Origin of the sequence: Halobaculum marinum (assembly GCF_029338555.1) — an archaeon.
Classification (GTDB): Archaea; Halobacteriota; Halobacteria; order Halobacteriales; family Haloferacaceae; genus Halobaculum; species Halobaculum marinum.
Genome location: NZ_CP119989.1, coordinates 601,300 through 614,765 on the forward strand (window position 1 = coordinate 601,300; position 13,466 = coordinate 614,765).

16 protein-coding genes are annotated in these 13,466 nt (G+C 70.7%); 10 read left to right on the forward strand and 6 right to left on the reverse strand.

Going from position 1 to position 13,466, the window contains the following annotated elements:
• Positions 1-115 precede the first annotated feature (115 nt).
• The 3 genes from P0R32_RS03170 to P0R32_RS03180 all read left to right on the forward strand — a co-directional run bounded on the left by P0R32_RS03170 (position 116) and on the right by P0R32_RS03180 (position 3,617).
• Positions 116-1,171, forward strand: a complete 1,056-nt coding sequence (locus tag P0R32_RS03170) for a hypothetical protein (protein ID WP_276238480.1) — start codon at positions 116-118, stop codon at positions 1,169-1,171.
• 88 nt (positions 1,172-1,259) lie between these two features.
• On the forward strand, positions 1,260-2,423 hold the full coding sequence (locus P0R32_RS03175; protein ID WP_390218888.1) for an SPFH domain-containing protein: 1,164 nt from the start codon (positions 1,260-1,262) through the stop codon (positions 2,421-2,423).
• 66 nt (positions 2,424-2,489) lie between these two features.
• Positions 2,490-3,617: a 60S ribosomal export protein NMD3 gene (locus P0R32_RS03180; protein ID WP_276238481.1), complete on the forward strand. Its 1,128-nt coding sequence runs from the start codon at positions 2,490-2,492 to the stop codon at positions 3,615-3,617.
• Positions 3,618-3,719: 102 nt separating this feature from the next.
• On the opposite strand, the gene P0R32_RS03185 is transcribed toward P0R32_RS03180, so the two are convergent.
• From P0R32_RS03185 to P0R32_RS03195, 3 genes are all read right to left on the reverse strand, one after another.
• Complete coding sequence (locus tag P0R32_RS03185; protein WP_276238482.1) at positions 3,720-3,905, reverse strand: DUF7317 family protein; 186 nt, start codon at positions 3,903-3,905, stop codon at positions 3,720-3,722.
• Positions 3,906-4,033: 128 nt separating this feature from the next.
• Entirely contained in the window at positions 4,034-5,920 is a 1,887-nt protein-coding gene (locus P0R32_RS03190) for a helicase C-terminal domain-containing protein (protein ID WP_276238483.1), read from the reverse strand.
• A gap of 85 nt (positions 5,921-6,005) precedes the next feature.
• On the reverse strand, positions 6,006-6,224 hold the full coding sequence (locus P0R32_RS03195) for a DUF7561 family protein (protein ID WP_276238484.1): 219 nt from the start codon (positions 6,222-6,224) through the stop codon (positions 6,006-6,008).
• Between the two features lie 129 nt (positions 6,225-6,353).
• Here P0R32_RS03195 and P0R32_RS03200 point away from each other — a divergent pair, with 129 nt between their 5' ends.
• From P0R32_RS03200 to P0R32_RS03210, 3 genes are all read left to right on the forward strand, one after another.
• On the forward strand, positions 6,354-7,232 hold the full coding sequence (locus P0R32_RS03200) for a YkgJ family cysteine cluster protein (protein WP_276238485.1): 879 nt from the start codon (positions 6,354-6,356) through the stop codon (positions 7,230-7,232).
• A gap of 87 nt (positions 7,233-7,319) precedes the next feature.
• Entirely contained in the window at positions 7,320-8,363 is a 1,044-nt protein-coding gene (locus P0R32_RS03205) for an NAD(P)H-binding protein (protein WP_276238486.1), read from the forward strand.
• Positions 8,364-8,434: 71 nt separating this feature from the next.
• Positions 8,435-9,202, forward strand: coding sequence for a DUF7530 family protein (locus P0R32_RS03210; protein ID WP_276239350.1), 768 nt, complete (start codon positions 8,435-8,437; stop codon positions 9,200-9,202).
• A gap of 22 nt (positions 9,203-9,224) precedes the next feature.
• Here P0R32_RS03210 and P0R32_RS03215 read toward each other — a convergent pair whose 3' ends face one another.
• Positions 9,225-9,395: a DUF5786 family protein gene (locus P0R32_RS03215; protein WP_349770206.1), complete on the reverse strand. Its 171-nt coding sequence runs from the start codon at positions 9,393-9,395 to the stop codon at positions 9,225-9,227.
• A gap of 127 nt (positions 9,396-9,522) precedes the next feature.
• On the opposite strand from P0R32_RS03215, the gene P0R32_RS03220 reads away from it, so the two are divergent.
• Positions 9,523-10,563, forward strand: a complete 1,041-nt coding sequence (locus P0R32_RS03220) for a DUF5784 family protein (protein ID WP_276238487.1) — start codon at positions 9,523-9,525, stop codon at positions 10,561-10,563.
• Between the two features lie 96 nt (positions 10,564-10,659).
• On the opposite strand, the gene P0R32_RS03225 is transcribed toward P0R32_RS03220, so the two are convergent.
• Complete coding sequence (locus tag P0R32_RS03225) at positions 10,660-10,944, reverse strand: DUF5789 family protein (protein ID WP_276238488.1); 285 nt, start codon at positions 10,942-10,944, stop codon at positions 10,660-10,662.
• A gap of 186 nt (positions 10,945-11,130) precedes the next feature.
• Between P0R32_RS03225 and P0R32_RS03230 the strand changes: the two genes are divergently transcribed.
• Together P0R32_RS03230 and P0R32_RS03235 are read left to right on the forward strand one after the other, a co-directional pair.
• The gene (locus P0R32_RS03230) at positions 11,131-11,937 is read left to right on the forward strand and encodes a PHP domain-containing protein (RefSeq protein ID WP_276238490.1); all 807 of its coding nucleotides are present in this window, start codon (positions 11,131-11,133) and stop codon (positions 11,935-11,937) included.
• A 44-nt stretch (positions 11,938-11,981) separates the two neighbouring features.
• The gene (locus P0R32_RS03235; protein ID WP_276238491.1) at positions 11,982-12,155 is read left to right on the forward strand and encodes a DUF6757 family protein; all 174 of its coding nucleotides are present in this window, start codon (positions 11,982-11,984) and stop codon (positions 12,153-12,155) included.
• Positions 12,156-12,194: 39 nt separating this feature from the next.
• Here the strand turns inward: P0R32_RS03235 and P0R32_RS03240 are convergent, their stop codons facing one another.
• Positions 12,195-12,692 (reverse strand): DedA family protein, encoded by a 498-nt coding sequence (locus P0R32_RS03240; RefSeq protein WP_276239352.1) that lies wholly within the window; start codon positions 12,690-12,692, stop codon positions 12,195-12,197.
• 145 nt (positions 12,693-12,837) lie between these two features.
• On the opposite strand from P0R32_RS03240, the gene P0R32_RS03245 reads away from it, so the two are divergent.
• Positions 12,838-13,431, forward strand: a complete 594-nt coding sequence (locus P0R32_RS03245) for a class I SAM-dependent methyltransferase (RefSeq protein ID WP_276238492.1) — start codon at positions 12,838-12,840, stop codon at positions 13,429-13,431.
• Positions 13,432-13,466: the final 35 nt, after the last annotated feature.

The following is a 13,466-nucleotide window of genomic DNA, read 5'->3' on the forward strand; positions in this document are numbered from 1 at the left end:
CGACCACCCTGCTACGGCCGTTCGCCAGACGGCGGCGACTTAACGACGCTTAACCGGGCTGAATCCGACGAGAGAGAGTGATCGGTATTAGTGGGTGCCGCTCTTCGCACAGGATATGAGCCGAACGACCGTCCTCCTCGTGGTCGCAGCGCTCGTCGTCGCGGGGGTTCCCGCGTCGGCGGCGTTCGCCCAGGAGTCGACGGGCGATCAGCCGGGGGAAACGTTCGCCGGGGTTGTCGGCGTACAGGGAGCGGAAGTCGAAGGTGAGGTCGCGGGGCGGGCGCTCGGACAGCAGCTCGCGACCGCCGACAGCAACGAGTCGAAGGCGAGCGTCGTCGCGAGTCAGACCACGGAGCTCCGCGAGCAGCTAACCGAGTTGGAACAGCGTCGCGAGGACCTCCGCGAGCGCTACCAGTCCGGGAACATGAGCCGTGGGGAGTACCGCGCGAAGTTGGCCCGTCTCGTCGCAGAGACGCGGTCGCTGGAGGCGCGCCTCAACACGACCGCGGCGACCGCCGAGGGACTCCCCGAGGAGGCGCTCCGGCAACGCGGCGTGAACGCGTCTGCGATCGCTGAGCTCCGACAGAACGCCTCCGACCTCACCGACGGCGAGGCCGCCGAGGCCGCCCGTGAGGTCGGCGGCGAGGGGACCGGGAAGGGCCTCGCAGGCGACACAGGACCGCCCGAAGACCGGGGGAACGCCGACACCGACGACCGTGGCCCGCCGGAGAATCGGGGGAACGCCGAGAACGCAACCGAGGACGACGAGCCGGGCAACTCGGGAAACGCAGCTGACACTGCCGACGACCGTGGGAACGCGGCGAACGTGACCGCGGGCGGCGACCGTGGGAACGGGGCCAACGCCTCGACAGGTGGTGACGACCGTGGGAACGGGACCGACGCCTCGGCGGGCGGTGACGACCGCGGGAACAGCGGGGACGCCGCCGGCGCCGGATCAGCGAACACGAACGACGGCGAGGCCGGCGACTCCGACAGCGACGACCGGGGGAACGCCGGGAGCGCGGGGAGCGCCACGGACGACGGTGACCGTGGGAACGCGGGGAACGCCGACGGACGCGGCAACGGCCCCGACGACACCTCGACGAGCACCGCGACCGAGACGGAGGTCGAGCGGTTCGACGGTGGAGCCACACCCGAGTTCGGTCCCTGATCCGAGCGCCCCACACCCCGTCGGGGTCGCTCGCTCGACGGCGCCGACCCGCGAAACGTGTAAGTAGCGTGTCGTCCAACCCGAATGCATGGACAGCGCCGGCAGACAGTTCTTCCGCTCGCTTGGTCGACTGAGCGCCAGCGACGCCGGTGCCCTCGATCTGGTCCCCGACAGCGGGCTCCTCCAAATTGCGCTCGCGATGGGCTTCGCGCTCCTCGCGTGGACCCTCCTCCCGATGGCGTACGCGCTCGCCGGCACGCTCCTCGTGTTGGCGCTGGCGACGCTCGTCTCGTCGGTCGAAATCGTGCAGGCGTACGAGAAGCGTGCGCTCACGGTGTTCGGGGCGAATCGCGGGCTGCTCGACCCGGGACTCCACCTGGTCCCGCCGTTCGTCTCGCGAACGTACCGCTTCGACACGCGCGTCGAGACGATAGACGTGCCGACCCAGGAGGCGATCACCGAGGACAACTCCCCGGTCACCGCCGACGCGGTCGTGTACGTCCGCGTCGTCGACGCCGAACGCGCGTTCCTGGAAGTCGACGACTACCGGCGGGCGACCGCCCTGCTGGCACAGACGAACCTCCGCGCGGCGATCGGCGACATGCACCTCGACGAGACGCTGAGTCGGCGCGAGGAGATCAACCGCCGCATCCGCGAGGGCCTGCAGGGCCCCACCGACGACTGGGGGGTGCAGGTGGAGATGGTGGAGGTGCAGGAGGTGCTCCCCACTCGCGTCGTCCTCGACGCGATGGAACAGCAGACGTCCGCCGAGCGCCGCCGCCGCGCGATGATCCTCGAAGCGCAGGGGCGGCGTCGCTCCGCGGTCGAGGCGGCCGAGGGTGACCGCACGGCCAACGTCCTCGCGGCGCAGGGGACGAAGGTCGCGAGCGTCCTCGAAGCGCAGGGTGACGCTATCTCGACGGTGCTCAGAGCCAGAGCCGCCGAGTCGATGGGCGAACGCGCGATCATCGACAAGGGGATGGAGACGCTCGCGGCCATCGGGCAGGGCGAGTCCACGACGTACGTGATCCCGCAGGAGGTGACGAGCCTGCTGGGGCGGTACGGGGAGACCCTCTCCGGCACTGCCGTGCTCGACGCGGCGGAGTCCGCCGGCTTAGACTCGCTGGAGTTCGCGCCCGAGGACCGCGAGTTGCTCGGTCTCGACTCCGTCGACGAGATTCTCGCGGTCGAGTCGGCCACCGACGACGAAGCGACACCGATCGCGGGAGGAGAGTCCGAGTACGACGACTGAGCGCCCGGGAGCCACCCGCTCCACCAGTCGCGCCGTTTATCCGGGACTGTCGACTACACCCGCGCAATGAGTGAGACACGCGACACGCGGGAGTTCTGCCCGCGCTGCGGCGACCCGGTGCCCGAGCGGGAGGAGCCGCTCCCGGGCGAGCCGCGCGAGCGCGACCGCGTGCTCTGTGACGCCTGCTACTTCGAAGACTTCGAGTTGGTGGACGCCCCCGACCGCGTCGAGGTGACCGTCTGCTCGCACTGCGGCGCGGTCCACCGCGGCAACCGCTGGGTCGACGTCGGCGCCCGCGACTACACCGACGTCGCCGTCGACGAGGTGTCGGAGGCGCTGGCGGTCCACCTGAAGGCCGAGGACATCCGCTGGGGCGTCGAACCGGAGCAGGTCGACCGGAACACGATCCGGATGCACTGTACGTTCTCGGGAGTCGTCCGCGACACGCACGTCGAGGAGTCGGTCGTCGTCCCCGTCAAGATATCTCGGGGCACCTGCGACCGCTGCGGGCGCATCTCCGGCGGGAGCTACGCCGCGGAGGTGCAGATCCGCGGCCGCGAGCGCGTCCCGGACTCGACCGAGCAGTCGAAGGCCGTCGAAATCGCCGAGTCGCTCGTCGCCGAGCGCGAACAGGACGGCGACCGCGAGTCGTTCGTCACCGAGGTGATCGACCAGCCCGAGGGGAAGGACGTGAAGCTCTCGACGAACAAACTCGGGAAGGCGGTCGCCACCCAGATCACCGAGGAACTCGGCGGGAGCTACACGGAGGCGCCGACGCTCGTCACCGAGGACGGCGACGGCAACGAGGTGTACCGCGTCACGTTCGCGGTGCGCCTCCCGAAGTTCCGCCCGGGCGACATCATCGACCCCGCAGACGACGAGGGGCCGGTAGTCGTGCGGTCGGTCCGCGGGAACCTCAAGGGAGTGCGCATGGCGACGGGCGAACCGTACGAGGCGCGCTTCGAGGAGGGCGAGACGCCCGACGCCGAGCAGGTCGGCGCGGTCGACGACGCCGTCGAGACGACCGTCGTCACCGTCGAGGACGACAACGCGGTGCAGGTGCTCGACCCCGAGACGTACGAGGCGGTGACGGTCGCGCGGCCGCCGAGTGTCGACGAGGACGCGACTGCGGTGGACGTGGTGAAGACCGACGTGGGCCTGTACGTGGTGCCCGACGACGACACCGAGGAGTAGCGGGGCACGCTGGGCGACCGTTCTTCGACGTGTGCACACGAGAACCGGCCAGCGACGGCGTCGCTCCCGACGGGGTGTCGCAGAGAAGGGGGGAACGCTCGCTCAGTCCGCGTTGACGTGCGACGGGCCGCTCGAGTCCGTCGGCGACGGCGTCGTCACGATACCGCGCTTGGCGCACAGTTCGTCGAACCGGTCGAGGTCGACGCCGGCCTTGCGCGCGGCCTGTGTGCGGGTGAGCGTTCCAGCAGCGAACAGCGTCAGTGCCGTGTCGACGCCGTGGATTGTCATAGCTCTACTATCTGCAAGGAGATACATAATCCTTCGTGAGATAATATGTCACTAAGGTCGCCGCGAGCGCGGGTCCTGCAGCTTCGTGATATAAGGACGTATTCGGGGACGGCGGCGTCTCGATACGCCTACTCTCCCCACACGTCGGAGAGGGGGTGGTCCGCCATCGGGTCGTCGTCGGCGTCGTCGCTCCCCCCGGAGCGGGACGACGAGGTGCCGCTGGAAGAGGACCGCCCGGACGAGCCACCCGACGACGACGAGCCGCCGGTTCCGCCGCTGAAGCCCTTGCCACCGCCGCCGCCACTCGATCGGCCGATCCCGTGTCCGGCACCCGAACTCGGGCCGGGGTCGGCGTCCATCCCCGCCATCGCCGCCTCGGGGTCGAAGTCGGGGAGGTCCGGCACCGACATCCGGTCGATCTGGTCGCGGAACCACGGCGGCGTGTCGTGTTCGGCGCGTTCGAACAGGTCGAGGAGACTCGAATCCGCGAGGTAGGTGGCGCCGTGGTCGTCGGGCGCGCGGACGACTCGCCCGCACGCCTGGATGACGGTCCGCAGGGCCGCGCGGTGGTACCACGCCCACTGGCCCTCCTCCAGTCGGGCGGCGACGCGGGAGTCGCTCGTGTTGAGGTACGGCGCCTTACACAGCACCTGCCAGCGACAGAGGTCGCCCTTCAGGTCGAGCGCCTCCTCCATCTTCACCGAGACGAACACCTCGGGGTCGTCGCTGGCCTTCCACGCCTCCAGTTGCGCGTCGCGGTCGTCGCTGTCGTGGCTGCGGACGCGCGCGCCGACGCCGAACTGCTGGAACTTCTCGACGAGGCGGCTCGCGATGGCGTAGCTGTGGGCGTGAATCAGCCCCTTCTCGTCGGGGTGGCGCGCCATCAGTTGCAGACTCAGGCGCGCGACCTTCGGGAGCGTCTCGTCGCGGTGTTCGTACGTCATCTTCCCCTGCGTCGTGTCGTACAGCGGCCGGTGCTCGACGGGGAACGTGTGCTCCACGTCGACGAGCGCGACCTCCGAGGGGTCGAGACCGACGCCACGGCAGAAGGACTCCTTGCTGAGGATGGTCGCCGAGAGGAGCGCGAAGCGGTTGCCGCGGTCCCACACGGTGTGTTTCAGGTACTTCTCGGGGTCGAGCGGTTTGATCGTGAGGGCGCCGCCCTCGCCGTCTGGCTGGTCGACGACCCACGTCGTCGCCGACTCGCTGTCGCGGTAGTCTTCGAGGAACCACTTCACCTCGGAGATCAGTTCCTGGAGGCGGTCGCGGCGGGCGGCCTCCTCGGGCGAGAGGTCGCCCTGCCGGAGCAACTCGTCTTTCTCGTCGGTACAGACGCCGAGCAGCGCCTGCGCGAACCGGGAGGTGCGCTCTAGGGGGCCGACCTCGTCGTTGTGTACGTCGGGGACGCCGATCTGATCCCAGACCGGGACCGTCTGCGGCGACAACTCGATGGTCGCGTACATCTCCGCCCACTCCGCGAGGCCGTGGGCCTCGTCGACGACGACCACGTCGCGCTTGCGGAACACGTCCGACCCGGCGGTCTGCATGAAGTACGCGAGCGTCATCGCGGCGATAGGGCGGTTCGAGGCGATGGCTCGGTCGGAGTAGTACGGACAGCGGTGCTGGATCGAGCAGTCGTAGCCGCGACGCCGGGCGCAAGGAGCGCGGTTGACGGGGGTGTCCTCCTCGCCCGGGAGGATGCAGTCGTAGTTGGACTTCCCGCGGATCACGTTGAGGTCGTCGAGCAGGTCGTCCTCGGCCACGTCGTCGAGTTGGGACACCTGCGGCGTCGTGTAGTACGCACCCGTCGCGTCGGAGGGGCCGGCCTCCTCGACGGTGCGGGCGGCGCCGGCGATGGCGCGCGCGAGCAGCGACTTCCCGCTGCCGGTCGGCGCGCGCACGAGCACGACGCGGTTGCCGGCGGCGAACGCGTCGGTGATGTCGCTCAGCGCCTGTTCTTGCGCCCCGCGGAAGGAGGGTGCGGGGAACTCCGAGACGATCCGAGCGGGGTCCACGATGTGGTCGGAGCGAGCGCCGCGGCGAGCGTAAGGGTGTCGGATAGCCGCACCCACGTGCCGGCTGGCGCCGAGTGGTGCTCAGCTACGCCCCGTCGTCGGGGAGCGCGTCGACGTGCTCGTGCGTGACCTCCTCGTCGTCTGGCAGCGCGTCGATGCAGTCGTAGCAGAGGAAGTGCTCGGTGCCGTCGGCCAACGTCAGCGTCAGCCCGTCGGTGCTGCCCGTCTCGAACGACCAGAGGTCGCCGATGCCGCCGCCGAGACGGACTCGCCGCCCGCAGCCGTCACACCGCTGCTTGCTCATACCCTCGCTGTGTGCGCCGGGGCGATAAGCGCGTGGCTCCGTCCGGCCGCGGCTGTCGCCCTCGACAACCCCCCCGGAGGCGGTCGTCCATAGCTTCTTACCCGCAGACTGTGTGCTTCTCTGACACGCATGGAGGTGAACTGCGAGGGGTGTGCCGGCTGTTGCATCGACTGGCGACCGCTCGGCGCGCCCGACGACCGCGAGCGCGAGGGGCGCTACCGCGCGCTCGACGACACCTACCACATGGTCCCGCTCTCGCGCGACGAGATCCGCGGGTTCGTCGACGACGGCCTCGGCGACGCGCTCGTCCCTCGACTGTTCGCCAGCGACGGCCCGCGAACGACCGAGGTCGACGGCCACCGCGTCGCCGCCATCGACGGGCGCCCGGCGTTCCTCGTCGGCCTCCGCAAGTCGCCCAAGCCGGTCGCCCCCTTCGACGGCGACCGCGTCTGGCTCGACGCCTGCACGTTCCTCGACCCCGACACGCTCCGGTGTCGGATCCACGACTCCGAACGCTACCCCGACCGCTGTCGCACCTACCCGGGGCACAACCTCGAACTCGACGCCGCGACCGAGTGCGAGCGGGTCGAGCGCGTCCACGGCGAGGCCGGCCAGCGCCTCCGCGACGACGACGTGCCCGAGGACCTCTCGCCGCCGCCGCTCGGTCCCCGCGCGCTCGGGTCGACGGTGTTCTTACACCCGGAGCCGGACGCGCTCGACGGCGCAGTCAGCCGGTTGATCGCCGGCGAGGCCACCGCCGCGGACCGCGCCACGTTCGTCGCCAGCGCGGCGGCCTCCGCGCCGGGCACGGCCGAGGTGAACCCCGAGCGCTTCGAGCGCGAGCGCGAGCGCGTCCTCGCGGCGGACTCGTGGGTGAGCGCCGCCGACGCCGAGTGGCGGGCCGCCGCGGACCGCCGGGGGAGCCGCGTCGACGACGCGCCCGACGCGACCGCCGTCGAGGAGGCCGGCGGCGCACCGTCGACCGGCGAGTGGACGCCCGCCGAGTGAGCGGCCCACTCGACGTCGACGCCGAAGTCGACAGTCGGTCGACGGGTGGGACCAAGGATTATCGACCCCCGTGTGAATTGGTACGGTATGCGTGTCCTCGTCACCGGCGCCACCGGGTTCGTCGGTCGCCGTCTCGTCCCCGCGCTGCTCGCCGCCGGCCACGAGGTGGTCGCGCTCGTGCGCGACGCCGACCGCTACGACGCGCCCGACGACGTGCGCGTCCTCGAAGGTGACCTCCTCGCGGCCGACGAAGTTCGCCTCGTCACCGGCCCCGGCGAGACGAGCGCCCAACCGCTGGGTCGCTGGCTCGCCGCCCTCGACTGCGACGCCGCCTACTACCTCGTCCACTCGATGGGCGAGGACGGCGACTTCGCCGAGGCCGACCGCCGGGCGGCGACGACGTTCGCCGACGCCGCGAGCGCCGGCGGACTCGATCGGGTGGTGTACCTCGGCGGCCTCGGCGAGGAGGGCGAGGACCGATCTGATCTCTCCGAGCACCTCCGGTCTCGCCGCGAGGTCGGTGCGATCCTCGCGGCGGGCGAGTACGACCTGACGACGCTTCGCGCCGCCGTGATCGTGGGTGCCGGCTCCGCGAGCTTCGAGATCATCCGCCAACTGGCCGCCCGCCTCCCCGTGATGGTCACCCCGCGGTGGGTCCGCACCGAGTGCCAGCCCATCTTCGTCGACGACGTGGTCGCGTACCTCGTCGGCGTGCTCGACGCCCCCAAGACGGCCGGCGGCACCTACGACATCGGCGGACCGGACGTGCTCACCTACGAGGAGATGCTCCGGCGCACCCGGCGGGCGCTCGGCGGCCGACTGTACGTCGTCCCGGTGCCGGTGCTCACGCCGCGACTGTCCTCGGGGTGGGTCCGCCTCGTCACCGACGTGCCCGACGACCTGGTCGACCCGCTCGTCGACGGGCTGCGCACGCCGGTCGTCGTCGGCGACGACGCCATCCGCGAGCACGTCCCCGTCGAGTTGACGCCGTTCGACGAGGCGCTGGCGGTCGCCCTCGCCGGCACCGACGAGGGAGTCGACCCGCCCGGTGAGCGCGGAGCAGAGACCCCCGCGGACCCCGACGACGACGCCGGCGACGACCCGGCGGCCGAGTCCGGGGTGTCCGCGTGAGCGGGCCGACCGCCGAGGAAGACGAGACACACCGGAGTGCCCGAGGTGACGCCGACATCGACGCCGCCGCAGTGGACCCGAGCGACGTCGAGGCGCGCCCGGCGTACGGCGACGCGTGGGTGTACGAGAGCATCGTCGGCGCGCTCCCCGGCATCTCCCTCTCGAAGCCCGCGGCGATCGGCCTCCAGGTGGTGATCTTCGAGGGCGGCGTCCTCGCGCTCGCGGCGCTGTACGACCTGTGGGCGGCGGTGCCCGCGGGCACCGTCGCCGTCGGCGTCGCCGCCGTCGGGAGCTACTTCATGCTGACCCTCGGCGGCGAGAACCGTCGCCTCGACGTGGCGGAGACGTACTACCGGCTGTTGTTCGGGTCGAGCATCGAGGTCGTACTGGCGGTGCTGGCGTTCGTCGCGGTCGTCACCCACCTGTTCGTCACCGACCCCGCGACCGTCGGCCAGCCGTCGGCGGCGGCCCGCCTCCTCCCGATTCCGATCGCGACCGCCTCGGAACCGATCGTGACCGAACTGTTCGGTGCCGACCCGCCGACGCCGGTCGTCTTCCTCGCGTTGCTGGTGTTGTGGGACCTGTGCTACCGGATCGGCACGTCGTGGTGGACGGCGGTCGTCTCGTTGTACCGCGAACTCCGCCTGTCGCCGGGACCGGGGACGCGGCGGCGCTTTCGCCGACTCGACGCGCTCAACGTCGGCTTCGCCGTCGCCCAGCTGGCGCTCGTCCCGTTCATCGCCGACCGACCGGTGCTGTTGCTCGCGATGTGTGGGCACGTCGTCGCCGTCACCGCCGTCTCTGGAACGGCTATCGCGCTGTCGCTGCGCGCCGAGTGACCGCCGAGAAGTCAGATCGGGCTTACTCGCCCTTGATCGTCTTGAACTGGTCCAAGAGTGCCTCGGCCGACTCGCCGGAGTCGTACGTCACCCTGCCGCGGTACTCGCTGCGTTCCTCGGCGAAGTCGGCGTCGACGCGGGTCTTCTGTTCCCGCCGCTCGTGCTCCTCGTCGTCGTAGGCACCCATTGACATGGTACGGTATCACGTAGCAAATTGTATAATAAATATGTATCGGTCGTTCACACCGTACATATCGGGTATCGGGCGCGTGTCACTCCGAGCGGAGGGTTGAAACCGCCCGCCCACACCAGTATCTGGTGTGGCACGCCCGCTTCGGTTCAGATACGCCCCCGGCACGTGGTCGCAGTCGCGGATCCACGACGATCTCTACCGCCCGCTCGACGACAACCTCGGGGCGACCGAGCGCGACCCGTGGTTCGCCCCGCCCGCGGGGTACGACGCCCGTCGCTTCGACATGGACGACGGGAGCCTCGCGCTGTTCTGTTGGACCGACGACGGCGACGGGCCGACGGGCGTCGGCGGCGGCGCCGGCGCCTACTGGCTCGGTAACACCGAGACGCCGTCGTCGCTGTGGCGGACGGAGAAGTACGCACTCGCGGACGTGCCGTTCGCGGTGACGCGGTGGGCCGAGCGCGAACTGCTCGCCGTGCTGTACGAGGACGAGCCGTGGTTCGAGGACTTCCCGCACCTCGCGTGGTACTTCCTCCCGGTGCTGTGCTCGAAGGACGGCTCGGGGACGACCCGGGAGTTCTTCCGCGAGCACGCCGCGGGGTTCCCCGACGCCGACCGCTTCGACGCGCTCGGCTTCTACGAACAGTTCCTCGCGACCGGCATCCTCGACGACGAGCGCGAGGAGATGGCGAGCAAACTCGGCACCAGCGAGTACCTCGACCTCACCCGCATGACGGCGACGATGGGCGAGTTCGACGTGGCCCGCCTGCTCGTGAACGCCGGCTACGACATCGAACCGGAAATCGAGGTGACGACCGACCACGTCATCGACTTCCGCGCGACCCACGACGACGGCACCTCGACGCTCGTCGAGGTGACCCGCCCGGTCGCACCCAATCTGCGGTCGGCGGGCACGCCCTCCGCCGCCGTCCGCGACACCGTCGAGACGAAGACGAGCGGCCAACTGGAGGCCCACGGCGGCGGCGTCACGCTGTTCGTCGACTGCTCGTCGTTCCCCGACGACGACTGGTTCGCCGTCCGCGGCGAGCAGCCCGACGTGGGCCACCGGCCCGCCGTCGTGTTCCGCTCGCGGCCGGACGGCCGGACGGAGGCGTACAAGAAGGGGAGCGTCCCGCTCGACATGGACGCGGCGCTGGAGTGGGTGTAGCGGTCGTCGAAAAGCCCGGGACGGGTGACTGAGCCGGTTCCCAGGCGAACATCGTGGCGCTGCGCGGCGGGGGCGAACCGCCGCGCGGTCGATTCGTTAGAACGAGACGGGGTCTGGCCCGTCCTCGCCGACGCTCGGGGCGTCGCGGTCGCTGTAGAAGCGACGACCGACGGCCTCGTGGCCGACGCCGCCCCACAGCGTCATCATCACGTCGTCGGCGGAGTGGAACGTCTCGGAGCCGAGGCGACCGAGTACGGCGCCGATGGTGTCGGAACCGTCCTGCAGTTCGATCCGCGTGTCGCCGTACGCGTCGATGAGTTCGCCGCTCGTCGCGGGGTACTCGTGGGCCGCCAACTGGTCTTCCGTGCCGTTCAGGCGCATCAACTACTCGGATGTCGAGGGAGTATGTAACGATTGTCCATGTACGACCTTCGTGAGAACGGTAGTCTTTAACGTATTATAATGCCCTTTCATCGCACGGCGTGCTGGTGATTTCTCGACCCGGAGACGCGGTGTCGGCGGTCCGACCGGAACGACCTTCCGCCCGGGTCGCCCGGGGTACGGTAAATGGTGATCGCGGACCTCCACGCCCACACCACTGTCTCCGACGGGACGCTCACGCTCGACACGCTGGTCGCGGCGGCGCGCCGGGCCGACCTCGACGCCGTCGCCGTCACCGACCACGACCGGATCCACCCCGACCTCGACGCGCCGGTGACCGTCCGCGACGGCGTCACCGTCGTCCGCGGCATCGAACTCCGCGTCGACACCGGGGACAACGGCGAGCGCGTCGACCTCCTCGGCTACGGCGTCGGCGACGACGACGCGCTGCGCGCGGAGTGTGACCGCCTGCAGGCCGACCGAATCGACCGCGGGCGCCGGATCATCGAGAACGTCGAGGCCCACCTCGGCGTCGACCTCGACCTCGAACCCCGCGAGGGACTCGGGCGCCCGCACATCGCCCGCGCCATCCACGAGAGCGACGCCGACTACGACTACACGGGCGCGTTCGACCACCTCATCGGGAACGACGGCCCCTGCTACGTCCCGCGGTCGGTGACGCCGGTCGAGCGGGGGGTCGACCTCCTGCGCGACGCCTGCGCCGTCGTCGGCCTCGCGCACCCGTTCCGCTACGACGACCCCGCGGCGGCGCTGGACCTGTGTGTCGAGTACGACCTCGACGCAGTCGAGCGCTTCTACCCGTACGGCGACGCGGTCGCGACCGACCCCGAACGTGTGGAGGCGCTGGCGGCCCAGCACGACCTGCTGCTCACGGGGGGCACCGACGCCCACGGCGAGGAGTTGGGCGTCGACGGCCTCGACGCCGAGCACTGGGCCGCGGTCAGCGCGCGCTTGCCGGAGGCGCGGAGTTAAGCCGGAGGCGCGGAGTTAAGTACGACTGGGCGCCTTCTGCGTGTATGCAGTGTCACTACTGTGACCGGGACGCCGCCTACGCCGCCGAGCGCGGCGGTCTCAGGGTCGGGCTGTGCGAGTCGCACTTCCGCGACCGCGTCGAGGAACTCGCCGAGAGCGAGGGGCTCGAAGCCATCCGAGAGCAGGTGGACGTGACACAGACCGACCGGGAGTCGTAACGGTCCCGCGTTCCACGCCGCTCGTCCTCCCTCCCCCGCTCACCACAGCAGGTCGACGCCGAACACGTACAGCGCCGCCAGCGCCGACTCGAACACGAGCGTGCCGACCGCCGACAGCAGCGCGAACCGGCGCACGTCCATCTCCGCGAGTCCCGCGGGGACGGTGAGCATCCCGCGCGTGAACAGCAGCGAGTTCGAGACGGGGACGACGACCTGCCCCCAGCGGTCGAACCAGCCGTCGAACTTGTCGAGGCGCTCCTCGCTCACGCGGAACCACCGCTTCTGGAGGAGCCACTCGCGCCCGCCGCGCTGGGCGACGACGAACAGCGCCGTCTGGCCGACCGTCGCGCCGAGTACCGCGACGGCAAGGACGGCGACGACGGTGTCGACCGAGTGCCCGAACAGGAGGAGCGACCCGGGGACGATCAGTTCGCTCGGCATGAAGTACATCAGCATCGCCCCCTCCAGCACGAAGACGGCGAACAGGACGACGAGCGCGTACTCCGAGGCCAGCAACGACTCCAGCCACGCGGGCATCGCGCCGATCTGGAGGGGCGAGAGCGTCACGGACGCGGCTTGCCTGTCGCCCGATATAGGGTTTGTGTCATTCACCGCCCGGCGGGAGTCGCGTCCCGGGCGGGCCGGTCGAACCAGTTATCGGCGACGGTCCCTGAGCCGGGGTATGGAACGGTTCCAGAACACCGGCCAGCCAGACTGGGACTGGTGGGGGCGACTGTGGCCGACGCCGGGAGCGACGCTGCGGGACCTCGGTGTCACCTCCGGCGACGCGCTCGTCGAAATCGGCAGCGGCAACGGCTACTTCGCGCTCCCGGCCGCGCGGGTCGTCGACCCCGCGCCGGTGTACGCGCTCGACCTCGACGAGGCGCTGCTCGCGGAACTGTCGACGCTCGCCGAGATGGCCGGCATCGACAACGTCGACCCCGTCCACGGCGACGCCCGCGACCTCGCCGACCACGTCCCCGCCGACGTCGACGTCTGCCTGCTCGCCAACGCCTTCCACGGGGTCGGCGAGCCGGCCCCGTTCGTCGAGGCGGTCGCGGACGTGCTGGCCCCCGACGGGCAGTTCGTCGTCGTCAACTGGGACACTCGGCCGCGCGAGGAGACGACCGTCGCGGGCGAACCGCGCGGCCCGCCGACGGACCTCCGGCTGTCGCCCGCGGAGACGGAGCGGCGCGTCACCGCCGCGAGTGACTTCCGCCAGGTCCGGCACGTCGACCTGCCGCCGTACCACTACGCGATGGTGTTCGAGCGGTAAGCTCCTCGTTCGCGCGAGTGCCGGTCGCCGACGCC